A 22,732-nucleotide genomic window follows, 5' to 3' on the forward strand; every position below is an offset into this window, starting at 1 on the left:
CGGACTGGAACTGGCCGCCTGATCAACCGAATCCGCCAACAAAGTCCTGAAGGCCGGGGCTTCTGTCTTTGCGCTTCAGGCGACGTGGGCGAGTGCCCTGCCAGCACCCCTGCGGGTGGTGGTGTCGTCTGAAATAGAAGCGCTGTCGACAGCTACACCCGCCGAGGTGGTGCTTGTGCGGGAGGCCCGGTTCTGGGCGCTACGCCGTTCTTCCCTACGCGCCCCCGCGCCAGAGCGTCCGAGGACGTTCTGGTGGTAGGCATGCAGTGACCGCTGGAGCGGGCTCCAGCCGGTCTGGGACCGGCGATACGTGACCTCGATGCGGAGGTCTGGGTCCGGGACGTACGTCCCGTCGTTGTCGGCAAGCGTGTGGATGTTCACGCCGCCCACGGCGTCCCGGTGGCACCGGAACCCGCACGTTGGGTTTTTGCAGACGTACTCGCGCCCGCGGACTTTCGTCCGCGTATGACACTTCGGGCACGTCTGCGAGGAGTGGGCTTCGTTGATGTGCTCGAGCTTCAGCCCGGTCTTGTACTGCAGGAAGTCTTCCTGCCGGCCCCGGGACCACTGCGACAGCTGCTGCCGCGTAGACCTCGACGCCCGGCGCTTCTTATTCGTGTTCCGCTCGATACCCCGGACGTCGCCTGCGACCAGCCGGACCCCGACCACGGTGCCCGGCCCGGACACCATCTTGTGGTGCTCGGTCCACTCCGCGTGGACTTCGCGGGTGAACTGCTCGGCCTTCGCGGAGACCTGATGGTCGAAGTCGTGCAGACGACGTTCGGTCTTCGCTTCGACCTTCTTCTTCGCCGCCACGAGACGCCGGTGCTTCCGGGAGCCGTTCTTGCACCTCGACATGCGCGACGTGAGCCGGGAGGCGACCTTGTTCCTATACCGCTTCGCGGAACGTCCCTGCCGGCCGCCCAGGACCTCGACCTTCATGGTGCCGTCGGGCATCTTTGCGGCGAGGGTCATCGGGTTGATGATTCCCTCGTCGATCGCCACCGTGACCGTCGGCCGGCCCTCCACAGGCCCGGGCAGCGCCTCGGCGGGTGCGGAGTAGGCGATGTGCAGGGACCAGGCGCGTGCGTTGCGGTCCCAGCACAGGCGTATCTCTCCCCAGTCCTTCGGTGGAACTGGCCGTCCGTCGCGGAGGGTGACTCCTGGCAGGGGCACAACGATACGCCCGCGGCCACGGCCGAGGGACAGGGCAAGCCGGCCTTCTGGGGTGACTCGCCAGCCGAAACCTGCGGTGAACGACAGAGGCCGGTACTTCTTTTCCCGCCAGGGCGCCCGCGCCTTCACACCCTGCGCCCGGTTCGTCCGCGACGTTGCCACCGCGTCCCACAGGTCGTAGGCGATGGCCTGCGCGGTGTGGGCGTGGAAAGGGCGAGCCTCACCGGGCAGGGAGGTGACGAATCGGCGGATGTCTTCCTTGCCTGGGCTTTCGCCTGCCTCCCACTGGTCGCGTAGCCATGACACTGTCCGGTTCCACACGCCCGCAGACGCGTGGCACGCCTCGTGGGCGCGCAGATGGTCCGCGCGGTCCAGCCAGAGGGGAACAACAGAGGTGCGGCCGACGAGACCGGCTTCCTTCCGGGCCTTCATCGACGCAAGGCGTGCAGCAACGGCCGGCGGTACCTTCTTCTCCGCCTCCGCGTTCTCAGACATTGCCACACCCCCTCACCGGACTCCCGCCCCTATAGTTCCGGCAGCAGAACACGCCGCAACCAGCACCACGGGCACTGCTTCCTGCCTGCCCAGCAGGCCAGTTGAAGACTACGGCACCCCACTGACAACCGGCCGTGCGGCAAGCGCCGGACTGTGCTCCGCCGCTGCGCGGCTTCGGACTGGGGATGAGCTAACCCGGGCGTAAACGCCCGGGCTTGCGCTCAAGAAGAAGGTCAAGGGTGTCATCGGCCCAGGCCCGGGCGCCCCTGTCGAACGCGGCACGGCACGGCTGAAGCCCGGCCCGCATCAGCCCCACCGAGAGGACCGTCCCCACCAACGCCGTCCTCACCCCGCACAGGCAACGCTGAAAAGGCTGATGGTCCGCAGGTAACCAGGTGGACACCGTTCATGCCCGCGCGGCGCGCGTTCGTGTCCAACAGATTGACCCCACATTCAGGTCCGTAGCAGGCTCATGACACACCGCGAGTCGCAGGTGCAGCCGACAACTGCGAGCTCGAGGAAGAAAAGGCATGGCAGGCGGATCCTGAACCATGCGCTTGGTGCGACCAGCTGCGCTGTTGCAACGATGCGGCACAAGCTGTGCTCAACCGGTAGACCGGCAGGGTCGTCTGACACGTCTTTGCGGAGTTTGAAAGCGTCGCAGGACGCCTGATTCCGGCACACTGCGCAGCCGCGCATCCTGACGACAGGTCAGTCTGGAGCGAGAGGTGAAATCGTGGTTCTTCCATCAAAGATGCCTCAGCTCGCCGACCTCGATTTGCTGCTGTCGGTCGAGAGCTACGGCAGTGTAGGAAAGGCCGCTCAAGCGCACAGTCTTTCACAGCCAGCCGCCAGTATCCGGATCAGCGCCATGGAACGTCGCCTTGGTCTTCGGCTACTGGAACGCTCTCCTGCCGGTTCGAAGCTCACCGAGGACGGAGAACGGCTGGCCAAGTACGCCCGTAACCTGATGCATGCAGCGCGAGAGCTGCTGGAATTTGGACCCGGGTCCCAGTCCTCCCCTGTGAAACATCTACGGGTTGCGGCCAGCCCGGCCGTCTCCGAGCACTTGATCCCTGAATGGCTGAACCGGTCCGGGTTCTCGTTCGGCGAGGCACGTGTCGAGGTGCAGACCGGCAGTGTCGACACACTCCACCAACTGATCCATGCGAGCCATGTCGACCTCGCGTTCATTGATGGCTGGTGTCAGGCCGGAAGCCACGTGCAGAAAAAATTCCGCGAAGACCTGGTGACCCGGTACATATGCGACGACAAGCTGGCCGTGGTGGTCGGCTCGAGGCACCCGTGGGCCACGAGACCCACTCCCCTGACGGTGCAGGAGCTGGCATCCGCTCAACTTGTTCTGCGCGAGCGCGGCTCAGGACTCCGGGAGTTCACGGATGAACTACTGGGAACCGCACGCGCCCCGCGAAGTTATATTGAATTTCCCTCCAGCGCTGCGATCAAGCAAGCAGTCGCTACAAGCCAGCGGGTGACAGTGCTGAATATTTCCACCGTGAGGTCCGAACTCGCGGAAGGCCGGCTGCACCAGGTGGCCGTCGACCAAGAAATGCCGGCAAAACCCATCTATGCGGCTTGGAGCGAGCGCCGGGGTCTCCCGGAGTATGCGCGGGAACTCGTGGAGACTGCAGCGTCGAAGGGCAGTCCGATGCCCGTTGTCAAGCCTGCACACACAGTCCAGAGCAATCGACTCGCGGAGACGAACATCACCACAGCGATATAGCAGGACGGTCTGTGCCCATTAAGTCGATCACCTGACTGTTGAACCAGTCGCGAACATGTTGCACCGTGTGGTGCCGAGCGCAGGAGGATTAACGGCAGATGTCACTGAATGAAATTGCGCGTACACTTGTCTCTAACAGGCGCGGAATCCTTGCTGCCGATGAGAGTATCGGGACGATGTCCTCCAGGCTGGAGAAGGTGGGGGTCGAGCCAACGGAGGAAAACCGCCGGGTATACCGTGAGCTGATTGTTACGACCCCTCGACTCTCGGAATCGATCAGCGGCATCATCCTCGCGGACGAGACGTTCCATCAGAGTTTGTCCAGCGGACGCACGTTTCCACAGTTCCTCGCCGATCTCGGGATTCTCGCCGGAATCAAAGTCGACACCGGAGCAAAGCCGCTGGCGGGAGCCCCGAACGAGACTATCACCGAGGGTCTCGACGGGCTGCGCGAGCGAGTGAAGGATTACGTGCGGCTCGGCGCGACGTTCGCCAAATGGCGCGCGGTCATCACGATTGGCGACAATCTGCCGTCGGACCGTGCGGTGCGAGCGAACGTGCACGCACTGGCGCGGTATGCCGGCCTCTGCCAGGAAGGAGGCCTGGTGCCCATCGTGGAACCCGAGGTGCTGATGGACGGTGCCCACTCGCTGGCGCAATGCCAGCAGGTGACCACTGCCGTGCTGGCGTCGTTGTTCGACGAGCTCAACCTGATGCAGGTGCAACTCGACGGCATCGTCCTCAAGCCCAACATGGTGGTTGCCGGCAGCGGCAGCCCGGAGCAACCCGCGGTCACCGACGTCGCCCGGGCCACGGTGGACACCCTGCGGCAGACCGTGCCGCCGTCCGTACCGGGCATCGCCTTCCTTTCCGGTGGACAAAACCCGGAAGTGGCGACACAGCACCTCGGGGCGATGCAGAACCTGAATCCGCTTCCCTGGGAGCTCACCTACTCGTTCGGAAGGGCACTGGTCGGGCCGGCCCTGGAGACATGGCGGGGCGAGACCGACAACTGGGCTGCCGCCCAAAAGGCGCTCTCCGAGCGAGCCATCGCGAACGCCGCCGCCCGCTGACGGGCCAGCCGGCGCGATGCCGCCGGCTTAGTTCTTCCAGCCGGCATCCCACCGATGCCTGGTGCCTGGCACTTCGCGGCGGCCTGCGGCTCGATGAAGAGGGCGACCGGATCGGCTCCATGGGCTGCCGGTCCGGCCTCCCGCCGCGTGACGTTCAGATGCCGTCGTGGCCGAGTACGCTGCAGACCCTTCAAACGGTCCCCTGCCACCGCTCGTTCGATTGAATTGATGCCGATGAGAATGCAGGAATGGGGCACCCCTGAGGTTCCCGGCCGCCCCCGTGCAAAGGAACGGAACGCCATTTCCTCCGCCAGGACCGAAGGCCCCGATCACACTCTCGCTCTCGAACTCGTACGGGTCACCGAGGCCGCCGCGATCGCGGCCGACCGGTGGGTCGGACGCGGCGCCACCAACCGCGGCAAGGCCGCTGCCCTCGAGGCAATACACAAACGCATCATGTCGGTGCCGATGCGCGGCGTTGTGGTGATCAGGGAGGGTGAGAAGAGGGACACGCCTGCCCTGTTCACGGGTGAGGGCGTCGGCGACGGGAACGGGCCGGCCTGCGACATCGGGATCAGCGCAGGCGACAGCACCCATCTGATGGCCAGGGAGGTGCCGTACGCGCTCACGGCGATCGCGGTGGCCGAGCGCGGTGCACTGTACGATCCCTCGCCCGCTCTCTCCATGGAGAAGCTGGCCGTCGGCCCCGACTGCGCCGACGTCGTCGACATCAACCGCCCGGTGGCGGAGAATCTGCACGCGGTTGCCACGGCCAAAGGCGTGCCAGTGTCGGAGGTCATCGTTGCCGTTCTCAACCGGCGCCGGCACCTCAAACTCGTGCGCGACATCCGCGATGCAGGAGCGCGGGTCCACCTGATAGAGGGAGGCGACGTCGCGGGTGCGATTGCCGCGGCGTGCCCCCACAGCCCGGTGGACATACTGGTGGGCACAGGGGGAGCAGCGCAGGGGGTCATCGCCGCGGCTGCCCTGTCCTGCATGGGCGGCTCGTTGCAGGCCCGGCTACGGCCCAACGACCTCGAGCACGGCGAAAAGCCCGGCACCGGCCATGACTTCGACACAGTTCTCCACACCGGCGACCTGGTGCGCGGACAGAGCGTTGTGTTCTGCGCCACCGGGGTGACCGGCAGCGAACTGCTGCACGGTGTGCAGCACCACGCAGGCCGCACTACTACCCAGTCCATGGTGATGTGTTCAACGCCGCACACCGTGCGGACGGTCACGTCCGAACACCGGCATGCCAGACGGCGCGAACACCCCGGAATTGATTCCGGGTGAGCAGAGGATGGCTGACCTCCTCAACTTCTTCCCCACAAGCCGAGGAGCGACCACCCGGGGCGAGGGCAAGGCCGACGAAAACCGCACACACACGCAACAGGAGCACCGATTCCCATGACGGATGAGACCACCACCACGTCCGTCCGGGCCGAAGCCGTCATCACGCGCTACCGCGGACTGATCTGTGATCTCGACGGTGTGCTCTACCGCAGTGCCACGGCTGTTCCCCATGCGGTGCAGACCCTGAACCGGGTGACAGCGCAGGGCGTACCGGTCGTGTTCGCCACCAACAACGCATCCCGCTCTCCCCAGGACGTGGGCGACCACCTCCGCAGGCTGGGCCTCACACAGCAGGGCTGCTCGGTGGTCACCAGTTCCCAGGCGGCCGCGGCACACCTGGCGCAGCGTCTGGCCCCAGGAACGCCGGTGTGTGCGGTGGGAGGGCCGGGTGTCGCCCAGACACTCACCGAAGCCGGGCTGACCCCGCTCCGCGTCGCGGATCTGGGCGACACACCGGTCCAGGCAGTCGTCCAGGCACTGGGAACCGACGTCACCTGGAGCGAACTCGCGGCAGTGGGCCACCTCGCCGAAGCCGGAGCCACCTGGGTAGCCACGACCATCGACCTCACCCTGCCCACGCCCTACGGGCAAGCCCCCGGCAACGACGCACTCGTCGCACTGGTGCAGACCTCAACCAGCGCACAGCCGCACGTGGTCGGCAAGCCGCAGACAGCCCTGTTCGACCTGGCACGTTCCCGGCTCGGCACCGACCAGCCGGACACCCTCGTGTGCGGGGACAGGCTGGACACCGACATCGAGGGCGCCAACGCGGCCGGCCTCGACTCACTCTTCGTCCTGAGCGGGGCCTGCCGTCTTTGGGACCTGGCACTCGCCGAGCGTCCTGCGCGTCCCACGTATGTCGCCGCCGACCTGAGCGGACTGCTCGCCCCCGCACTGCCCCTGCACCCCACCCCGCCCGACCACCCCGCCGAACTCGGGCCGGACGCCCTACCCCGCGTGCCGAGCGCCGGCGACAACAGCAAACGCCTGCAATCCGTTCTCACCACCGCCTGGGCCGCCCGCGACAACGGCCGCCACGTCTGCGACCACGCCGACCTGTGGGAAAGGATCGAACGACAACTCGGACTCGCCCAGCCCGAACACACCACACACCACACACGCCCATCAGCACCCTCAAAAGCCAGACATTGAAGCCCCCTCGGTTGCGGGACCATCCCCCGACCGGCGAACCAGAACAACCGGCACCCCCAGATCCTCCCGACCCACCTCCCACACCAACCCACCCAACACCAACCCACCAAACCACGACATCAGGAGCAGACAGCCAACGTGCGCATCTACCTCGGCTCCGACCACGCCGGACTCGACCTCAAAAACCACTTTGTCAGCAGGCTTTCCGACCTTGGCCACGAAGTGACCGACGTCGGCCCCACCCTCTACGACCCCGACGACGACTACCCACCGTTCTGCATCGAAGCAGCGCGACGCGTGGTCGCCGACCCCGGCAGCCTCGGCATCGTCATCGGCGGCTCCGGCAACGGAGAACAGATCGCCGCGAACAAGGTCCCCGGCGCCCGCGCCGCACTGATCTGGAACGTGGACACCGCCAGACTCGCCCGCCAGCACAACAACGCACTCCTAGCCGGCATCGGCGCCCGCATGCACACAGTCCAGGACGCCGAACGCATCGTAAACACCTTCCTCACCACCCCATTCGAGGCCGGCCGCCACCAGCGCAGGATCGACCTCCTGTCCCACTACGAACACTCCGGCAAACCACCCGCTCTGCCACAAAAACAACCCTCCACCCCATGACACCCACCAAAGCCGCGCACTCCCTGACCCCAGAAAGGAAGCAGAACAGAACCACAACAACGAACTCAACTCCAGCGCAAAGCGCGGCGGGCCAACCAGCCTCCAGCGCCCAGCGGACCGTTCCGCTCGCCGGCGCCGCCAGCACCTCATCAATACGGGGCAGTTGCCCGGCACGAACAGCAGCGACCTGTCCGAGCCCGCTGCGGCCCACAAACGCATCACCGAACCGGAGACCGAGCCGGCCATCCACCACCGGGCTGCCGAACCGCTGGGCGAGGTGACGTCCCCCAAAGGCGGTTCCAAGCCATCCGCGTGATGGCCCGCGAGCACCTGCCCGTGCAACCGGCCTGCCGGGTCCTGCATGCCGCCGAGTCCGGCTACCACGCCTGGCGGGACCGGCCGCCATCCAACCACCTGGTCAAACACGCCTGGCTGACCGAGGCCATCGCGGGCATCCACACCACCTCCCGCGGCACCTACGCCTCCCGCCGGGTACACGCCGAGCCCGCTCTGGGCCCGAGCATCCACGTCAGCCACGGCACCGTGGAACTGCTCATGCAACGCGCCCGCCCGCCCGGCAACCGGCGCCACCGCGCCCTGACATGGGACGATCGGTCGGTGACTCGACTTGCGAACCGTGATCGCTCCCTTGAGGAGCTTGAGCGTGACCGCTGGTCGGCCCCGTCGGGCGGCGAAACCCGGCTGATGGCGACCGTGCGCGAGCTTCGGCGCAAGCCGATCGGCGGCCTGACGGTCGAGGACATGCGGTTGCTGATCAGGCAAGACGTGGGCCTTGCCTATCTCCTGCCCCTGGCGGTGGAGGTCCTCCGGGTCGACCCACTGGCGGAAGGCGACATGTACGAGGGCGATCTGCTGGCCGCCGTGCTCACCAGGAGTGCTGAGGTCTGGCGGGAGTCCCCCGAACTTGGGCGGGAGGTCCGCCTGATGGTTTCGGAGCTGGCCGACGTGCCGCCTGCCCTGAAACGCGAGGTTGAGTGGTTCTTGGCTCTGTAGCCCGCCGACAGCAGCTGCCGGCGGCGAGAGGCCGGCAGGCTGTCTACGAGGAATGCCGCACGAGCGGTCGTGGGCCAGGGCGCATCGCAGCACGGCCCCGGGTAAGCCGACGGACCATGACGCCGATCATGGCCCATCGAATCATCCTCTCGGAGTGGGCCGGGCTGGTCTCGTAGTCCCGGGCGAGGCGCCGGTGGGCGGTGAGCCACGAGAAGGTGCGCTCCATCGCCCACCGGATACGAAGTCGCCGCCTGGGTCCGCGACTATGAGCGGCGCACCACCAGCGCCGAAGCGATGGTCTACTGGTCGAGGACCCTGCTCATGACCCGCCGCCTGGCCCGACCACGCCGCGGGCGGGTGTGAACTCCAACTCGCCGAGCGAGCCCTTCCACAAGCGGCTGCCGGCCTGCCGGACCTGGAGAAGGCGCTGTCCCTCGTACGCGGCCGCCCCTTCGGCACCCGCCCCCTACCCTGGGCCGAACCCCACCAACAGGAAATGACCACCCGGATCATCGACATCGCCCACACCGTCGCCACCCACCGCACCCCACCCGGCCCCCACCACGACCTCACCGCCGCCCGACACGCCATCGCCACCGGCCTCGACGTCGACGTCGACGAGACAGCCGAGCTGTTGTACCGGGACTGGATGAAGACCGAATGGGCCGCCGGGAACCGGTCGGGCCTGCACACGGCGATCTCCCGCATCCAACACGTCAACCGCACACTCGACTGCGACCTCGAACCGGAAACCGAACAGCTGATCAACGAACTCCTCAACAGCCCAGACCCGACATACCACAAGGCGCTGTAAGGCAGATGCGGGACTGTAAGAGGCTGCACGGAAAGACATCACCCGTCATCGATCCCTCGGTCCTGGACAAGCACGTGGACCGGTACAGGAAAGGGTCGCGGAATCTCCAGGCCCTCTGCGAGCACTACGGGGTGACCCTCGATGACGCGCACAACGCCGTCGCGGACGCGGTGGCCGCCGCACGTGCGGCGCGATCCATGGGGGGCGAAGCACTCGGTCATAGGGGCCCTGGCGCCGACGGACCTCCACGATCTTCAGATCCGTGCGGCAGCCGAGCAGGCAGCATCACTGCAGAAGTACCTCCGACGCACCTCGAACCCCGGGGCGACGGTCGAGTCGGCCTGGCCCGTCATCCCTTATAGCCGCTGACTGCAGCAGTCGTCCGGCTTTGCAGGTGATCCGGCGTCGCCGGGGCACTCGTCGGGAGCACCCGCTTCTCCCTTGCGGGCTGGAGCTGCTCGACGAAACCACCGGTCCTCTCAGGCCGTCTCCACTAACCTGACTGGTTGTTCACGCGCCGTGCGGCGCCCGCGGTGAAGGGAGTCGTCCTGCTGTGTTGGCGCTGCGGGAGCACGATCCGGAGTGGATAGCGGACTACCGGTTGCTCGGCCGGCTCGGCGAGGGCGGGATGGGCGTGGTGTACCTCGCCCGGTCGTCGAGGGGCCGGATGGTGGCGGTGAAGTCGATTCGCGCCGAACTGGCGGCGGTTGCGGACTTCCGGACCCGGTTCGCCAACGAGATCACCGTGGCCCGGCAGGTCGGCGGGGACTGGACGGCCGCCGTACTGGACGCCGACCCGCACGCCGAACGGCCCTGGGTCGCCACCGCCTATATCCCCGGGCCCACCCTCGCCGATGTGGTGAACCAGCACGGCCCGCTGCCGGAAAGGTCCGTGCGCGGCCTGGCGTCCGGACTGTGCGGTGCCCTGGCCGACATCCACACTGCCGGGCTCGTCCACCGCGATCTGAAGCCTTCGAACATCATGATCACCATCGACGGTCCGAAGGTGATTGACTTCGGCATCGTCCGCGCGCTGGACGACCCGACCAGCGGCGGACTGACCTCCACCGGACTGATCGTGGGCACGCCCGGGTTCATGGCCCCCGAACACATCCGCGGCGAGCGTCTCACCCAGGCCTGTGACATCTTCTCGCTCGGCGCCGTGCTCGCCTTCGCCGCCTGCGGACACATGGCCTTCGAGGCGTCCCAGGGGCAGGCCCACGCCGTCATGTACCGCGTGGTGCACGAGGAACCGGACCTCACCGGCGTCCCCGAACCACTCCTCCCCCTCATCCAGGACTGCCTGGCCAAGGACCCCGCCACCCGGCCGTCCCTCGACACGCTCCAGGCCCGGGAAGAGACGCAGTACCGCCACCTCGGACCATGGCTGCCGGCCGCCATCCTGGCCCGGCTGGGGCAGGACGCGGCACAACTGCTCGAACACGAAGACCCGCACACCCGGGTGACTCCCGACACCGCCCTGGCTCAAACGCCTCCACCACCGGACGCGGCGGTGACTGAGCCGGCCCGGCCGTTCACCGCTCCGGTCACCGCCCCCGACATGCCACAGCAACCACCCGCCCCCGCCCAGGACGACGGAGAGCCACGGCACACGCTGGCCGAAGAACGCAAGCGGGGAAACGGCCCAGAGCCCGCCACCGGCGCCGTGTACGCGGCGCTCGCCTTGTTCACCGCGGTGGCCGTGAGTACGGCCGTCCAACAGATCTACTTGGTGACCACCCTGCACGGAAATGAGGCTTACCAGTACTGGGACGGCGGATCGTCCTCCGACCTATGGGGGAAACTTCAGATCAGCTCTGGAGCCGTTTTGATCGTGTGCTGGCTGATCTGGTTCACCCAAGCGCGCGCCGTCGCTGAGCGCTTCACCCCCGGGCGGCTGCGATACCGCCCGTCCATGGCCGTCCTCGCCTGGTTCATCCCCATCGGCAACCTCTACCTGCCCAAGCAGATCGCCAACGACATCTGGCACGCCTCCAGCCCGCCTGCCAAGGCTGAGGCCATGGCCCCGGCCGCCAGGCTTCACCTCTGGTGGAGTTTCTGGCTGGCCACCTTGGTGACCTGGCCAGAATTCTGGAGGACGTGCCACTGGAACAGATTCAACCACGGCGACTGGGCTGATAGCCCCCCCCACGACAGGGGACGACTACGCCTTCAACGCCATGGGATGGACGGCCTTGATCCTCCGGCTCCTCGTCATCCCCACGGCCATCGCGGCTGCTCTTTACATCCACAGGCTGACGACCCTGCAACGAGCACGACTCGGCGCCTCGCCCGCAAACTGCCCCCGAACCTCGCCGTAAGCCTCCTTCGTCCGTCGCCCAGTTGTAGAACTTGTCCAGGGTGGCGACGCCCCGATTCCAGGTGGAGGCCGAGACGACCTGCGTGGGGTCGGGTGCCACGCGCCGGGCTCGGTGGAAGGCCGTGAGGTCGTCACGGTCGGCTTGCCAGGCGGTCTTGCCGCGATGCTCGTGGAGGAACCGCCCTCACGTCAGCAGATCGAGAGCGTACGCCCGCCAGGAGTTCGCCGACCTCACGCCGAGGGTCGGCAGGGACCACAGGAAGCGATTCAGGTGTACGTCGTAGCTGCCGTCATTGCTGAGAAATGATTCCCAAACCGGAAGGCACGGGGCCTGCTCGAACTGCCGTCCGGCCAGGTCTCGTTCAGGCGATCAACGCTCGGCGGTGCATAGTGGCAGGGCCTCTTGAACATCTCGGTGATGTCGAAGTCAACCGAGTACAAGGCTTCCAGCAGCTGCGGGGCCACCTGTCCTACCTCAAACTCAACGATGCCGCCGAGGCAGCTCAACCGGGTCTGCGACCAGGCACGGGCCGAGGGCCTGTCGCTGACCGCGGCCCTGGAGAGACTGCTGGAGATCGAGGTCGAGGCCACCGAGGCCAGACGCCTGGCCTCCCGGCTGCGGTTCGCCTGCCTGCCCGAACCCTGCACACTGAACGACTTCGACTTCGCCGCCCAGCCCGGCGTCGACGAGAAACTCGTCCGCGATCTGGCCACCCTGCGCTTCCTGGACGACGCCCCCAACATCCTGTTCGTCGGCCCGCCCGGGGTCGGCAAGACCATGCTCGCGGTCACGCTGGCCCGGGCCACGGTGGACGCCGGACACCGCGTCTACTTCACCACCGCCGCGGAACTCTCGGCCAAATGCCACAAGGCCGCCCTCGAAGGCCGCTGGAAGACCTGCATGAACTTCTTCTCCGGCCCCAAACTCCTGGTCATCGACCTATGCCGAGCCCGCGACTATGCCGAGAGGGTTGTCGGCAAGCGTGATCACGGGCTGTGCGGCGGCTGTTCTGCTCGGCATAGTCGACGGCAGGAAGGAGCTATCCGGCCCAGGGATTCGGCCCCTGCTTGAGGACGACGAGCCCGCGTGCCTGGTCGGCGGGCCAGAAGTCGATCCGATAGAGGAAGTGCTCGCCGGGGCCTCCGTTGGTGTCGACGGCCGGTGGGTCAGAGGGAACGTAGGAGACCCGGGCCCGCAACAGCCCAGCGGGAACGGTCATGCCCGGCCCGTCCTCCGGGAGAACTCCGGGGCTGGACACGGCGAGTTGGCCGGTCGGCATCCAAGTCCGCTTCCACGATGTGCTCAGCCGTCGGCTCCGTCATCGGCGCGGTTGCATGAACGGTGATCAGCGACTCGACCATGTCATCCCGAGCGGTGCCGATAGAGATCGAGTGCGGTTCCACCCCGATGCGATGAACGTGGACTGCTTCGTCGGTCCAGCCGGCTGGCGGCAGGTCCGGGTCCATCGCGTGCTCGGCCATCCACGCGTCATAGGGCTCAAGGTCTTGGACATAGAACTGCCCGTGATCGGCATCGATCAGGAACTTCAACGAAGCATCAGCCACCGCCGCAGGCTATCGGAGCCGGCAGCGCCGTTTGAGCTGGGCCTTCGTCTCGAAGACCACAAGGCCGAGACTGTTCGCGCCGCTCACGCCTCACAGGCGGTCGAGGAACGCGAGGACTTTGTCGGTGGGTTGGTAGCGGCCTGGCCGGGCGGTGACTGGTGCGGTCAGGGCGAGTGCCTTCTCCTTGATGGTCATGTCGGCGTGGACGTAGGCGTCGGTGGAGCGGACGCCGGCGTGGCCGAGCCAGAGCGCGATGACCGTGGTGTCGACGCCGGCCTGCAGCAGCGACATGGCGCAACTGTGTCGTAGGACGTGTGGGTGGATGCTCTTTTCCCGCAGGGACGGGCAGGCTCGGGCGGCGGTCTGGGTGTGGGTGCTCAGGCGTTGTGCAACGGCGTCGCGAGTGAGGCGCCGTCCGGTGCGGGTGCAGAACAGGGGGTCGGCGCGGCGCCCGGCGCGTTCGTTCAGCCAGGATCGCAGCAGGTCCTGGATGGGGCGGTCGAGCGGGACGGTGCGTTGTTTGCGTCCTTTGCCCTCGCAGCGGACGGCGGCGCCGTCGCCGAGGGTGATGTCGTCGCAGTTCAGACTGGTGAGTTCGGAGACGCGAAGGCCGGTCTGGATGGCCAGGGCCAGCATGGCCTTGTCCCGTCGTCCTTCCCAGCGTTTCGGATCCGGCGCGGCCAGCAGCGCGTCGATCTCTGGGACGGTCAGGAACGTGACGGTCCTCTTGTCGAACCGCTTCGGCGGGATGTCCAGGACGCGCTGGATGAGCAGGGCATGTTCGGGGTGCTGGAGAGCGGCATAGGAGAACAGGGACCGGATCGCGGTCAGGCGGACGTTGCGGGTTCTGGTGCTGTTGCCGCGCTCGTCTTCCAGGTGGTTCAGGAACGCGGAGATGACGTCCGCGTTGAGGTCGTTCCAGTCCAGCTTCTCCGGGGTGGTGCCGGTCCGCTGCTGGACGAAGGCGAGCAGGAGGCGGAGTGCGTCGCGGTAGGCGGCGATGCTGCGGGGGCTGGCCTGGCGCTGGCGGGCGAGGCGGTCGGTGAAGAACGCCTGCAGGGTGGGTGCGATCAAGGTCATGGCCGGGCCGCCTTTCCGATGCCTTCGCGGCGGGCTGCTGCCAGGGCAAGCAGTTCCGGGGCGGCGGAGAGATACCAGTAGGTTGAGGACGGTTCGCGGTGTCCCAGGTAGGTCGACAGCGACGGGATCTTCGCCTGGACGTTGTCGCTGGTGCGATACCAGTGCAGCAGGGTGCGGACGGCGAAGGTGTGTCTGAGGTCGTGCAGCCGCGGCGGGTGGAGAGCCTCGCTGCCGACGCCCGCAGCGGTGACCAGTTGCCGGAAGGTCGGGGAGACGACGGCGTAGATCAGGCGCCGTGCGGTGCGGGAGATAAAGAAAGCGGGGTCCTTCGGCTGCGGCACCACCTGGTCGCGCAGGGCGTCGAACTCGCCGAGTGCGCTCATGGTGCTCGGCAGCAGCGGCACCAGTCGCGACTTGCCGAACTTGGACTCGCGGATCCGCAGCACGCCGTCGGTCCAGTCGATGTCGTCGCGGTCCAAGTTGATCGCCTCGCCGACTCGCAACCCAGCGGCGGCCAGCAGCCCGATGAGCGTGCGGTAGGTCGCCGCCCACAGCAGCGGGCCGAGCTTCTGGGTGGCGGTCATGACTGCGGCGATGTCGGCGTCGGAGTAGAGGAACGGCTGTCGCCAGCGTTGCCGGTGGGGCAGCAGGCCCAGTGGGGGAACTTCGGTGGCCGGGTCGGTGCCGGACAGGTAGCGGGCAAAGCCGCGGACCGCGGTGATTCGCCGCGGGCTCACCGTCGTCACCACCTCGTTTTCACGGCTCTTGACCCAGGCCAGCGCGGCGGCGATGGTCACAGTGGTCTGCCCGCGGTCTTCCATGAAGGCGACGAAGTCCGGCAGCAGCCAGGCCGCCTCGGCCATCTGGTGCCCGAGCAAGCGGCGAAGCCGCAGGTAGTCGTCCAGTGCCTCCCGAAGGGCGGTCATGCTGCCTGCCCGGGCCAGGGCTGCGCGACCGCGCGCAGGGCGGTGAAGTCGACCTTCGCGTAGAGCGCGGTCGTGGCCAGGTCCTGGTGACGAAGAACCTGGCCGATCGCGGTCAGCCCGGCGCCCTGTCGCAGCATCTCGCCAGCCAGGGCGTGACGCAGTCGGTGCGGACCCACTCGGGGCAGGCCGGCGCGCAGGCAGGCCCGTTCGACGACATCGCCCACCAGGTCCGCGCGGATCGGGCCGCGCGGGGCCCGGCAGGTCAAGAACAGGTGGCGGGAGAGAAGTTGGGGCCTGGCGGCGGAGAGGTAGGCGACCAGGGCTTCGCCGACGTCGACTGGCAGCGGGAGCCGGTCCTCGCGACGGCCCTTGCCCCGGACAATGATCTCGCCCGAACGCCAGTCGACGTCGTCGAGCTGCAGCCGGGCCACTTCGATCGAGCGCAGGCCCAGCCTGGCAACGAGCATCAAGATCGCGTAGTCGCGGATGCCGACGGCGTCTTCGCGGGGGCAGTGGTCCAGCAACAGCTGCACCTCGCTAGCGGCCATCGTCGGAGGGACCGTCGCCAGGCGCCAGCCGCCGACCGGGGGCACGGCCGCACCGAGTCTGAGCGGTGTGACGCCGTGCAGGTGCAAGAAGCGCATCAGGGACCGCAGTTCGGCCACCCGCCCCTTCGCCGAGCCGGCGGAGACCCGAGCACACTCCCGCAGCAGGAACGCGTTCAGGTCCGAGCCGGTCAAGCCGCTCGGCGTGAACACCCCGCCAGGCATCGCCTGCTCGGTCAGGAAACGGCGAGCGGTGTTCTCGTAGCGCAGCATCGTCGCAGCCGACAGGCCTCGCTCACCGGCCATCCAGGACCGGTACTGCACCAGCAGGACTTCCAGCGGCGACAGCACTACCTGCGGGGCGGGGACCACTCGGGCTTCGCGGAGATACGTCAGCAGCGGCATCATCCCGCGCAGTCCACAGATCCGGCGACGGCCAGCCCTCCGCTGGTCGGACAGGTAGAGTTCCAGCTTCTCTTCGCTGAGGTCGGCGACCTCAAGCTCTCGCTGGGACAGCCACTGCCCGACCTGTCCGAGGTCCTTGAGCATGTTCCTGGCCGTCTGCGTCGTATACCCGTGGTCTGCCAGCCAGACCCGATAGCCCTCGACCTGCGATGCCAGAGCACCGGCCTTCCTGCGCGAGCCCGCCACGGTCCCCACCCCCTTTCGCGGGGCCCCCTGCCCCACGATCAAGGTCCTGCCCGGCGTAGGAACTATGCAGAGACCGACACGCCCGCTTTCACACGAAAGAGACCGTCACCTCGGGAGAGATCGGCATAGTCGCGGGCTCGGCATAGGTCCAGCTATGCGGATATCGGCATAGATCGACGAACTGGGCTACCTGCCGCTGCCCGAGGACGGAGCCTCGGCCCTGTTCCAGGTGATCAACCAGCGGTATCTGAAATCGTCCACGATCTTGACGACCAACGTCGGCATCGCCAGCCCCAGATGACTGGGCCGGCGCCTTCGGGGACGCCACCGTCGCCGCCGCGATGCTCGACCGGCTCCCGCACCGGGCCGCCGTCGTCGGCATCGACGGCCCGTCCTACCGACTGCGCGGCCACCAGAACCAGGCCGAAGTCCTCCGGCAGGGAGTGAACGCCCGTGTCTCCTGACAACACCAACGCTCTCAACACCCCAGAAGTTTCACCGCAGATGGCCCGACGCTGCCCGGTCTGCGAGACCGCTTTCACCCCCGCCACCGCCAAGAGCCGCCAGGTCTACTGCTCACCCACCTGCGCCGAAGCCCACCGCAAACAGACCCCGCTCCACCGCAACTGCCTCACCTGCGGGCAGGAGTTCACCACGAACGCCAGCGCCTGCCGTTCCTACTGCTCGGCCGAGTGCCGTCACGCGGCCCGCACCAGCGAAGACGCGCTCGACGAGCGTGTCTACCCGGTCTGCGACACCGGCTTCCAGGCACCGCGGACCGTCCGGCAGTACTACTGTTCCCCGTCCTGCCGCCGACCGGCAGCGCGGACAGGAACGCGACGAGCAGCGAGCCCGCCGCCTGGGCGAAGCTCCCCCCACCAGTTCGCCGCCGCGTCCCGTGCTCCCGCAGGCCCCCAAACCCGCGGCCCGTCCTGCCGCGCGTCACGCTCCTGTCGAGCGTGACCCGATGGAGCCCACCGCGACCCGCAACTGCCCGCACTGCCAGCAGCCGGTCACCATCGTCGCGCTGCTGGCCACCCCGGAAGCCGCCCGCCCGGCCATCCCCGGCCCCGGCGTCGTCCCGCTGCGGAGGACCCCGTGATCAGCGATCTCTTCAGCCTCCGCCAGCTCGACGACCTGGTCACCCGCACCCACAGCGAGGGCATCAACGAGTTGGCCGCCGCCGCGCTGATCGAGCACGAGGGACGCTTCCTCCTGATCGAGAAACCATCGCGCAACTTCGAACTCGCGCCCTCAACATGGGAGTTGCCCACCGGATTCGTCCGCGCCGGGGAAACCCTCACCAGCGGCATGGAACGCGTCCTCGCCGAGTACTTCGGGTTCTCCTCCGCAGAAGCCACGCGCTACCTCGGCCACAACGACCACGCCCACGACGCCGGCCGCATCGTCCGTGTCTTCGTTTTCGCAGTCACCGTCGAGCACCCTGACAGCATCTGCCATACCGCTCACATCGGACACCGCTGGATCGACAACATCACGATCTCCGACACCGTCGACGGCATCAACTCCATGCTCCGCGTCTACTACGCGGACACCCCAAACTGACCGCCGCCGATCTCCAGGGCCCGACGACCTGACGGTCGCCGGGCCCTCGGCAAACCGTCCTCGTCAGGCAGACGGCAGAACCGTCCCGGGCTTGCCCGCCGTCCCGGCAACCGTGCGATGCAAGGGGAGCACGGACACGACGACGAACACTCCGAAGAGCGTGAGGGGCACCAGCCGCATCAGCTGTGAAGGATCGTCGTGAAGCCAGTGCCGGTTTGCCCCACCAGTTGCCGCACATGTCCAGCACCATCACGGCGCCCGCCAGCCAGATCCCTTCTCGCCGCGCGAGTCCCACCAGCACGATGACCAGCGGATCGAGGACCACCAGGCTGACGAAGAACACCTGCAAAGGCACCTGAGGGAACATCGCATAGGCGTGGACACCGTCACGGGCCACATCGAGAACGTGGGTGCGAGTCCCCACGAGAAAACCGATCAAGTACACCGCGAAGGCCCACCTCGCCCACACCGGCTGTCTGCCCCATCGTTCCCGCAGTTCGACCCCCACCGGGCCAGCCTAAACGAGCCCGCGCTTCGAAGGCGGAGACGGCCAGCATCGGCGTGATCAAGGATCCACAGCCGGGTCTCTCACGCCTGCTCGTGCTCGTCACTTTTCCCCACACCGCTCAACATCCAACTAAGTGACGGGAAGAGCGACTCTGACGAGATTCAAAGAGCCCTATCAGGTTCGGGCCGTCCTTCTTTACCAAGTTCCTGTACTTCGCCGGCAAGGCGGTGCCGCCTGCGAGCGGCCCCGAGCCGCTCGGCAGACGGCCCCGGGAAGTGACCAGCCCCGCCTCAGTCCCGGGGACGCCGTCCGTCCGCCGGTCTCAGAGGGTGAGCGTGGGGTCCTCGAGGTCGGCCCAGACGGCGAGGTCGAGGGTGCGTTCGAGGCCGTTGCGCTCGCCGGTGGTGATGTCCCCCGGTGCAGCGGTGGTGATCTGCCGCAGCCGGGTGCGGTCGAGGAGGTCGAGGGCGGGGCTGTTGTCCGCCGACAGCAGTTCGCGGACCTGGGTCTGCAGTTGCGTCGCATAGGCGGGGTCCTGAGTGGAGGGATAGGGGCTTTTAACCCGCTCCGCGACCGATCGCGGCAGGAGTTCCGAGGTGGCTGCCCTCAGGAGGCTCTTCTCGCGGCCGTCGAAGGTCTTCATCGACCACGGAGTGTTGAAGACGTACTCGACCAGACGGTGGTCGCAGAACGGGACGCGGACCTCCAGACCGGTGGCCATGCTGAGACGGTCCTTACGGTCCAGGAGCATGCGGACGAAGCGGGTGAGGTGGAGGTAGCACACTTCCCGCATCCGGCGTTCCAGAGGGTCCTTCTCGCTGTCCAGACGCGGTACCTGGACCATGGCCTCCTCGTACCGCTGGGCGATGTAGCCGGGCAGGTCCAGTCGTTCCCACAGCTCCGGATCGAGCAGCGAACTGCCGCCCCGGCCATGCAGGCGTTCCAGCGCCGCCAACCAGGGGAAGGTGCCGGCGTCCCGCGCGGCAGGGTCGTGGAACCACGCGTAGCCGCCGAAGACCTCGTCGGCGGACTCCCCGGACAGGGCCACCGTGGAGTGCTTGCGGATCGCCCGGAACAACAGCAGCAGCGACTGGTCCAAGTCGCCCAGGCCCAGGGGCAGGTCCCGGGCGCGTACGGCAGCGGCGCGGACGTTCGGATCCGCGAGGTCCTCGGGATCGAGGACGATGTCCTCGTGATCGGTGCCCGTGTGCCGGACGACATCGTGGACATACGGCGTGTCCGGCGTCGCGCGCAGGTCGTCGGGGATGAAGTTCTCGCTCTGGCCGACGAAGTCGACGGCGAAGCTGCGGACGGTTTCCTTTCCACGGAGTTGCTGGGCTGCCAGCGCAGTGATGGCGCTGGAGTCCAGGCCGCCCGAGAGCAGGACGCACCGCGGCACGTCTGAGACCAGCTGGCGGCGGACAATGTCCTCCAGCAGCTCGCGTACCCGCGCAATGGTGTCCTGCCGGCTGTCGGTGTGCTCGGCGGCGCTGAGCTGCCAGTACGGGCGGGTGCGCAGGCCCGCGCGCTCGACGGTCACCACGGTGCCGGGCTCCACTTCCCGCATTCCCGCCCAGATGGCGTGGCCGGGGGTCTTGGCCATGGAGAACAGTTCGCGCAGGCCGTCGAGGTCGACGGTGCGGGGTACGAGGGGGTTGGCCAGGATGGCTTTGGGTTCGGAGCCGAACAGTACGCCGTCGTCGGTGGCGAAGTAGTACAGCGGCTTGATACCCATGCGGTCACGGATCAGGAGCAGCTGGTCGGTTCGTCCGTCCCAGAGGGCGAAGGCGAACATGCCGTTGAGGTGGTCGGGGAGGTCGGCCCCCCACTCCAGATAGCCGCGCAACACGACCTCGGTGTCGCTGTCGGTGCGGAAGGAGTGGCCGCGGTGGCGCAGCTCGTCACGCAACTCGGTGTAGTTGTACGCCTCTCCCGAATACACCAGTACGACGTCGCCGTCCGGGGTGTGCTCGCTCATTGGCTGGACGCCGCCGGGCAGGTCGATGATGGCGAGCCGACGGTGGCCCAGACCGGCGTGCGTGTCGAGCCAGAGGCCCTGCGCGTCCGGTCCGCGGCAGGCCATCGTGGCGTTCATGGCTTCGGCGGTGGGGCGTTCGGACCGCAGATCGCGCTGGTAGGACACCCAACCGGAGATTCCGCACATGGGCGGCACTCCTTGCCTGGAGAAACATCCAGCACCCTGGATGGCACCCCCTACAGAAGCGTAACCCGAGTCCGACAGTTGGTAGGCATACGGCGGGGCGGAAGTGCGGGCTGACCTGCGGCGATGGGCATGACGGGGCTCCGGGGCCGTGTGCCCACGGCCCCGGAGCGCGTTTTCCCAGCTCAGGGGCTATTCGGAGGTCTTGAGGCCGCTCATCTTTGGGTGCGTTTCTTGTTGAGTGAGGTCGGTGAGAGCGCCGTGTCCGGCGTGGTGACCGTCGTGGGCCTGCCCATGTGGGCGAACGACGGGCCGTCCGAGGGGGTCGAGCCGCGGGAGTACCGGGTGTGGCTGACTTCCAGGCAGGCCCGACCGGTCGACGGGGTGGCGTACGAGCAGGTCCCCACGTATCCGCTGCCCCGTGAGGACGAGCAGGGCCCGGCCTCCGACCAGTGGGCATGGAAAGTGCAGCGGACTCGGGTCTGTTGCGAAAGTGTGCGCGGTGGCGGATGTGGCGTAGTACTCCTGGGAAGTTCCAGAGACCCGTCCTGCTACTCACTTGGAGTCGTCCGATGGCCGTTCGTCGTGTCGTGCCCAACATCCAGTCAGAGGCTGCGCAGGAGAGCCGGGAGTTCTATGGCCTGCTGGGCTTCGAAGAGGTCATGAATCACGGCTGGATCATGACGCTCGCCTCCCCGTCCAGCCCGGCAGCGCAGATCAGCGTCATGTCCGGCGCCAAGACGGCGCCTATCGCCCCCGACATGAGCGTGGAGGTGGACGACGTGGATGCGGCCTACGCGGTCATGCAGGAGCGCGGTGCGGAGATCGTCTACCCCTTGCAGGACGAGGAGTGGGGAGTGCGGCGGTTCTTCGTCCGCGACCCCAACGGCCGTGTGGTCAACGTGCTGGGCCACCGCTGACGCCTCTCCCGCGCCACCGGGAGGGACGCTGCTGGTCAAAGCCACTCGTTGAGGACCGCGACCAGCACCGTCGCCTCGTAACGCACCGCGAGCTTGTCATACCTCGTGGCCACGGCCCGGTGACGCTTAAGACGATTGATCCCGCACTCGACCGCGTGCCGCTCCCGATAGTCGATCTTGTCGAACTTTGATGGCCGCCCTCCCCGGGAGCCGAGCTTGTGGCGGTTGCGGACCCGGTCCGCCGGCACCGGGATAGTCGCCTTGATCCCGCGTCTGCGCAGATAGGCACGGTTCTTGAGGGAGTCGTACGCCTTGTCAGCGCGCACGCGGTCCGGACGCTTGCGCGGACGGCCCGACCCTGGCCGGGGCACCCGGATCGCTTCCAGGACCGCCTCGAACTATGGGGAGTCGCCACGCTGCCCGGCCGTGACCACGACCGACAGCGGCTTCTGGCCCTGCTCAACGGCGAGAGCGTCCGAATCCATGGTCGGCGGGCGCATACGAGTGGATCACGCAAGAGCGCAGCGGCATACCGGCAAAACCGCAACCAGACAATCGGGATCAAGCGTGCGGCCTTGAGGCGGCTCCATTCGACAGGGCCCCGGTGCCGGACCGAGCTTTCCGTTGTGCTCGTCTGACCTGACTCACGGCCAACGCGCCCGCAACTCCACCCGCGCCGAGTGGCACGAACGGGAACAGTACGGCAATACCCCACGAGACCAGGCCTGTGTCCACCGGCACGTATTCGCCCCAAGGGGTCCGCGACGCCCGAATGATCTCGCCCCCGTTTGCCGCGTTGCCCGCCCACGTCCATCCGGACGACCAGCAGGCCGTCCGGCGGCTGGTTCGAAGCATCCTGGGGCAGCACAAGGAGGCCTCCGCCGTCTTTCGGCTGATCCATCCGGGCGGACTGACCCGATACACCCGGGTCGTCGCCGAGCCGGTCATCGACGCCAACGGCCGACTAGGGCGCGTATTGAATCGTGATCAAGTGGTGGTCTGAGTGAGGTCTTTGATCCAGATCATCGAGGCGCGCAGGTG

At 67.4% G+C, this 22,732-nt stretch carries 19 protein-coding genes and 6 pseudogenes; 16 read left to right on the forward strand and 9 right to left on the reverse strand.

Annotated features, from left to right (window positions below; all coding sequences use genetic code 11):
- Nucleotides 1–75: 75 nt before the first annotated feature.
- A complete protein-coding gene (locus IEZ19_RS44385) occupies nt 76–1,671 on the reverse strand; it encodes an RNA-guided endonuclease InsQ/TnpB family protein (RefSeq protein ID WP_189317077.1) in 1,596 nt (531 codons plus the stop codon).
- Nucleotides 1,672–2,407: 736 nt separating this feature from the next.
- Here IEZ19_RS44385 and IEZ19_RS44390 point away from each other — a divergent pair.
- From IEZ19_RS44390 to IEZ19_RS44415, 6 genes are all read left to right on the forward strand, one after another.
- On the forward strand, nt 2,408–3,415 hold the full coding sequence (locus tag IEZ19_RS44390; protein ID WP_229841556.1) for a LysR substrate-binding domain-containing protein: 1,008 nt from the start codon (nt 2,408–2,410) through the stop codon (nt 3,413–3,415).
- Between the two features lie 98 nt (nt 3,416–3,513).
- Entirely contained in the window at nt 3,514–4,488 is a 975-nt protein-coding gene (locus IEZ19_RS44395; protein ID WP_189317078.1) for a class I fructose-bisphosphate aldolase, read from the forward strand.
- A gap of 234 nt (nt 4,489–4,722) precedes the next feature.
- Nucleotides 4,723–5,784 carry a class II fructose-bisphosphatase gene (glpX, locus tag IEZ19_RS44400; protein ID WP_189317079.1) on the forward strand — a complete coding sequence of 354 codons (1,062 nt, stop codon included), beginning with the start codon at nt 4,723–4,725 and terminating at the stop codon, nt 5,782–5,784.
- Nucleotides 5,785–5,898: 114 nt separating this feature from the next.
- Nucleotides 5,899–6,996, forward strand: a complete 1,098-nt coding sequence (locus IEZ19_RS44405; RefSeq protein ID WP_189317080.1) for an HAD-IIA family hydrolase — start codon at nt 5,899–5,901, stop codon at nt 6,994–6,996.
- Between the two features lie 138 nt (nt 6,997–7,134).
- Nucleotides 7,135–7,620, forward strand: a complete 486-nt coding sequence (locus IEZ19_RS44410) for a ribose-5-phosphate isomerase (protein WP_189317081.1) — start codon at nt 7,135–7,137, stop codon at nt 7,618–7,620.
- A 315-nt stretch (nt 7,621–7,935) separates the two neighbouring features.
- The gene (locus tag IEZ19_RS44415) at nt 7,936–8,634 is read left to right on the forward strand and encodes a contact-dependent growth inhibition system immunity protein (RefSeq protein ID WP_229841557.1); all 699 of its coding nucleotides are present in this window, start codon (nt 7,936–7,938) and stop codon (nt 8,632–8,634) included.
- A gap of 43 nt (nt 8,635–8,677) precedes the next feature.
- Here the strand turns inward: IEZ19_RS44415 and IEZ19_RS44420 are convergent.
- Nucleotides 8,678–8,869: pseudogene (locus IEZ19_RS44420) on the reverse strand (IS5 family transposase); the annotation flags it as partial.
- Nucleotides 8,870–8,998: 129 nt separating this feature from the next.
- On the opposite strand from IEZ19_RS44420, the pseudogene IEZ19_RS44425 reads away from it, so the two are divergent.
- The 3 pseudogenes from IEZ19_RS44425 to IEZ19_RS51925 form a co-directional block, all read left to right on the forward strand.
- Nucleotides 8,999–9,448, forward strand: a pseudogene (locus IEZ19_RS44425) (bacterial transcriptional activator domain-containing protein); the annotation flags it as partial.
- A gap of 29 nt (nt 9,449–9,477) precedes the next feature.
- A pseudogene (locus tag IEZ19_RS51920) lies at nt 9,478–9,817 on the forward strand (3'-5' exonuclease family protein); the annotation flags it as partial.
- A gap of 184 nt (nt 9,818–10,001) precedes the next feature.
- A pseudogene (locus IEZ19_RS51925) lies at nt 10,002–11,513 on the forward strand (protein kinase domain-containing protein); the annotation flags it as partial.
- Nucleotides 11,514–11,565: 52 nt separating this feature from the next.
- On the opposite strand, the pseudogene IEZ19_RS53955 reads toward IEZ19_RS51925, so the two are convergent.
- Nucleotides 11,566–11,889 (reverse strand): annotated as a pseudogene (locus IEZ19_RS53955) (hypothetical protein); the annotation flags it as partial.
- Nucleotides 11,890–12,255: 366 nt separating this feature from the next.
- On the opposite strand from IEZ19_RS53955, the gene IEZ19_RS44445 reads away from it, so the two are divergent.
- The gene (locus tag IEZ19_RS44445; protein WP_229841559.1) at nt 12,256–12,840 is read left to right on the forward strand and encodes an ATP-binding protein; all 585 of its coding nucleotides are present in this window, start codon (nt 12,256–12,258) and stop codon (nt 12,838–12,840) included.
- Nucleotides 12,841–12,935: 95 nt separating this feature from the next.
- Here the strand turns inward: IEZ19_RS44445 and IEZ19_RS44450 are convergent, their stop codons facing one another.
- The 4 genes from IEZ19_RS44450 to IEZ19_RS44465 form a co-directional block, all read right to left on the reverse strand.
- On the reverse strand, nt 12,936–13,334 hold the full coding sequence (locus IEZ19_RS44450) for a sulfotransferase-like domain-containing protein (protein ID WP_229841560.1): 399 nt from the start codon (nt 13,332–13,334) through the stop codon (nt 12,936–12,938).
- Nucleotides 13,335–13,424: 90 nt separating this feature from the next.
- Nucleotides 13,425–14,414, reverse strand: coding sequence for a tyrosine-type recombinase/integrase (locus tag IEZ19_RS44455; RefSeq protein WP_189317082.1), 990 nt, complete (start codon nt 14,412–14,414; stop codon nt 13,425–13,427).
- Complete coding sequence (locus tag IEZ19_RS44460) at nt 14,411–15,340, reverse strand: tyrosine-type recombinase/integrase (protein ID WP_189317083.1); 930 nt, start codon at nt 15,338–15,340, stop codon at nt 14,411–14,413. The genes IEZ19_RS44455 and IEZ19_RS44460 overlap by 4 nt, the downstream gene beginning before the upstream one ends.
- Entirely contained in the window at nt 15,337–16,536 is a 1,200-nt protein-coding gene (locus IEZ19_RS44465; protein ID WP_189317084.1) for a site-specific integrase, read from the reverse strand. The genes IEZ19_RS44460 and IEZ19_RS44465 overlap by 4 nt, the downstream gene beginning before the upstream one ends.
- A gap of 220 nt (nt 16,537–16,756) precedes the next feature.
- Here IEZ19_RS44465 and IEZ19_RS53960 point away from each other — a divergent pair, with 220 nt between their 5' ends.
- From IEZ19_RS53960 to IEZ19_RS44475, 4 genes are all read left to right on the forward strand, one after another.
- Entirely contained in the window at nt 16,757–16,837 is an 81-nt protein-coding gene (locus tag IEZ19_RS53960) for a hypothetical protein (RefSeq protein WP_373297150.1), read from the forward strand.
- Between the two features lie 40 nt (nt 16,838–16,877).
- Nucleotides 16,878–17,000, forward strand: coding sequence for a hypothetical protein (locus tag IEZ19_RS51930; RefSeq protein WP_229841561.1), 123 nt, complete (start codon nt 16,878–16,880; stop codon nt 16,998–17,000).
- A 503-nt stretch (nt 17,001–17,503) separates the two neighbouring features.
- On the forward strand, nt 17,504–17,638 hold the full coding sequence (locus tag IEZ19_RS52825) for a hypothetical protein (protein ID WP_268248764.1): 135 nt from the start codon (nt 17,504–17,506) through the stop codon (nt 17,636–17,638).
- A complete protein-coding gene (locus IEZ19_RS44475) occupies nt 17,635–18,102 on the forward strand; it encodes an NUDIX hydrolase (RefSeq protein ID WP_189317085.1) in 468 nt (155 codons plus the stop codon). Before IEZ19_RS52825 ends, IEZ19_RS44475 begins: the two co-directional genes overlap by 4 nt.
- Nucleotides 18,103–18,932: 830 nt before the next feature.
- Here IEZ19_RS44475 and asnB read toward each other — a convergent pair.
- Nucleotides 18,933–20,774: an asparagine synthase (glutamine-hydrolyzing) gene (asnB, locus tag IEZ19_RS44480; protein WP_189317086.1), complete on the reverse strand. Its 1,842-nt coding sequence runs from the start codon at nt 20,772–20,774 to the stop codon at nt 18,933–18,935.
- 569 nt (nt 20,775–21,343) lie between these two features.
- On the opposite strand from asnB, the gene IEZ19_RS44485 reads away from it, so the two are divergent.
- Nucleotides 21,344–21,691, forward strand: a complete 348-nt coding sequence (locus IEZ19_RS44485) for a VOC family protein (protein WP_189317087.1) — start codon at nt 21,344–21,346, stop codon at nt 21,689–21,691.
- 35 nt (nt 21,692–21,726) lie between these two features.
- On the opposite strand, the pseudogene IEZ19_RS44490 reads toward IEZ19_RS44485, so the two are convergent.
- Nucleotides 21,727–22,161, reverse strand: a pseudogene (locus IEZ19_RS44490) (transposase); the annotation flags it as partial.
- A 257-nt stretch (nt 22,162–22,418) separates the two neighbouring features.
- Between IEZ19_RS44490 and IEZ19_RS44495 the strand changes: the two are divergent.
- Complete coding sequence (locus tag IEZ19_RS44495; protein ID WP_189317088.1) at nt 22,419–22,694, forward strand: PAS domain-containing protein; 276 nt, start codon at nt 22,419–22,421, stop codon at nt 22,692–22,694.
- Nucleotides 22,695–22,732 lie beyond the last annotated feature (38 nt).

Origin of the sequence: Streptomyces brasiliensis (assembly GCF_014647875.1) — a bacterium.
Taxonomy (GTDB): Bacteria; Actinomycetota; Actinomycetes; order Streptomycetales; family Streptomycetaceae; genus Streptomyces; species Streptomyces brasiliensis.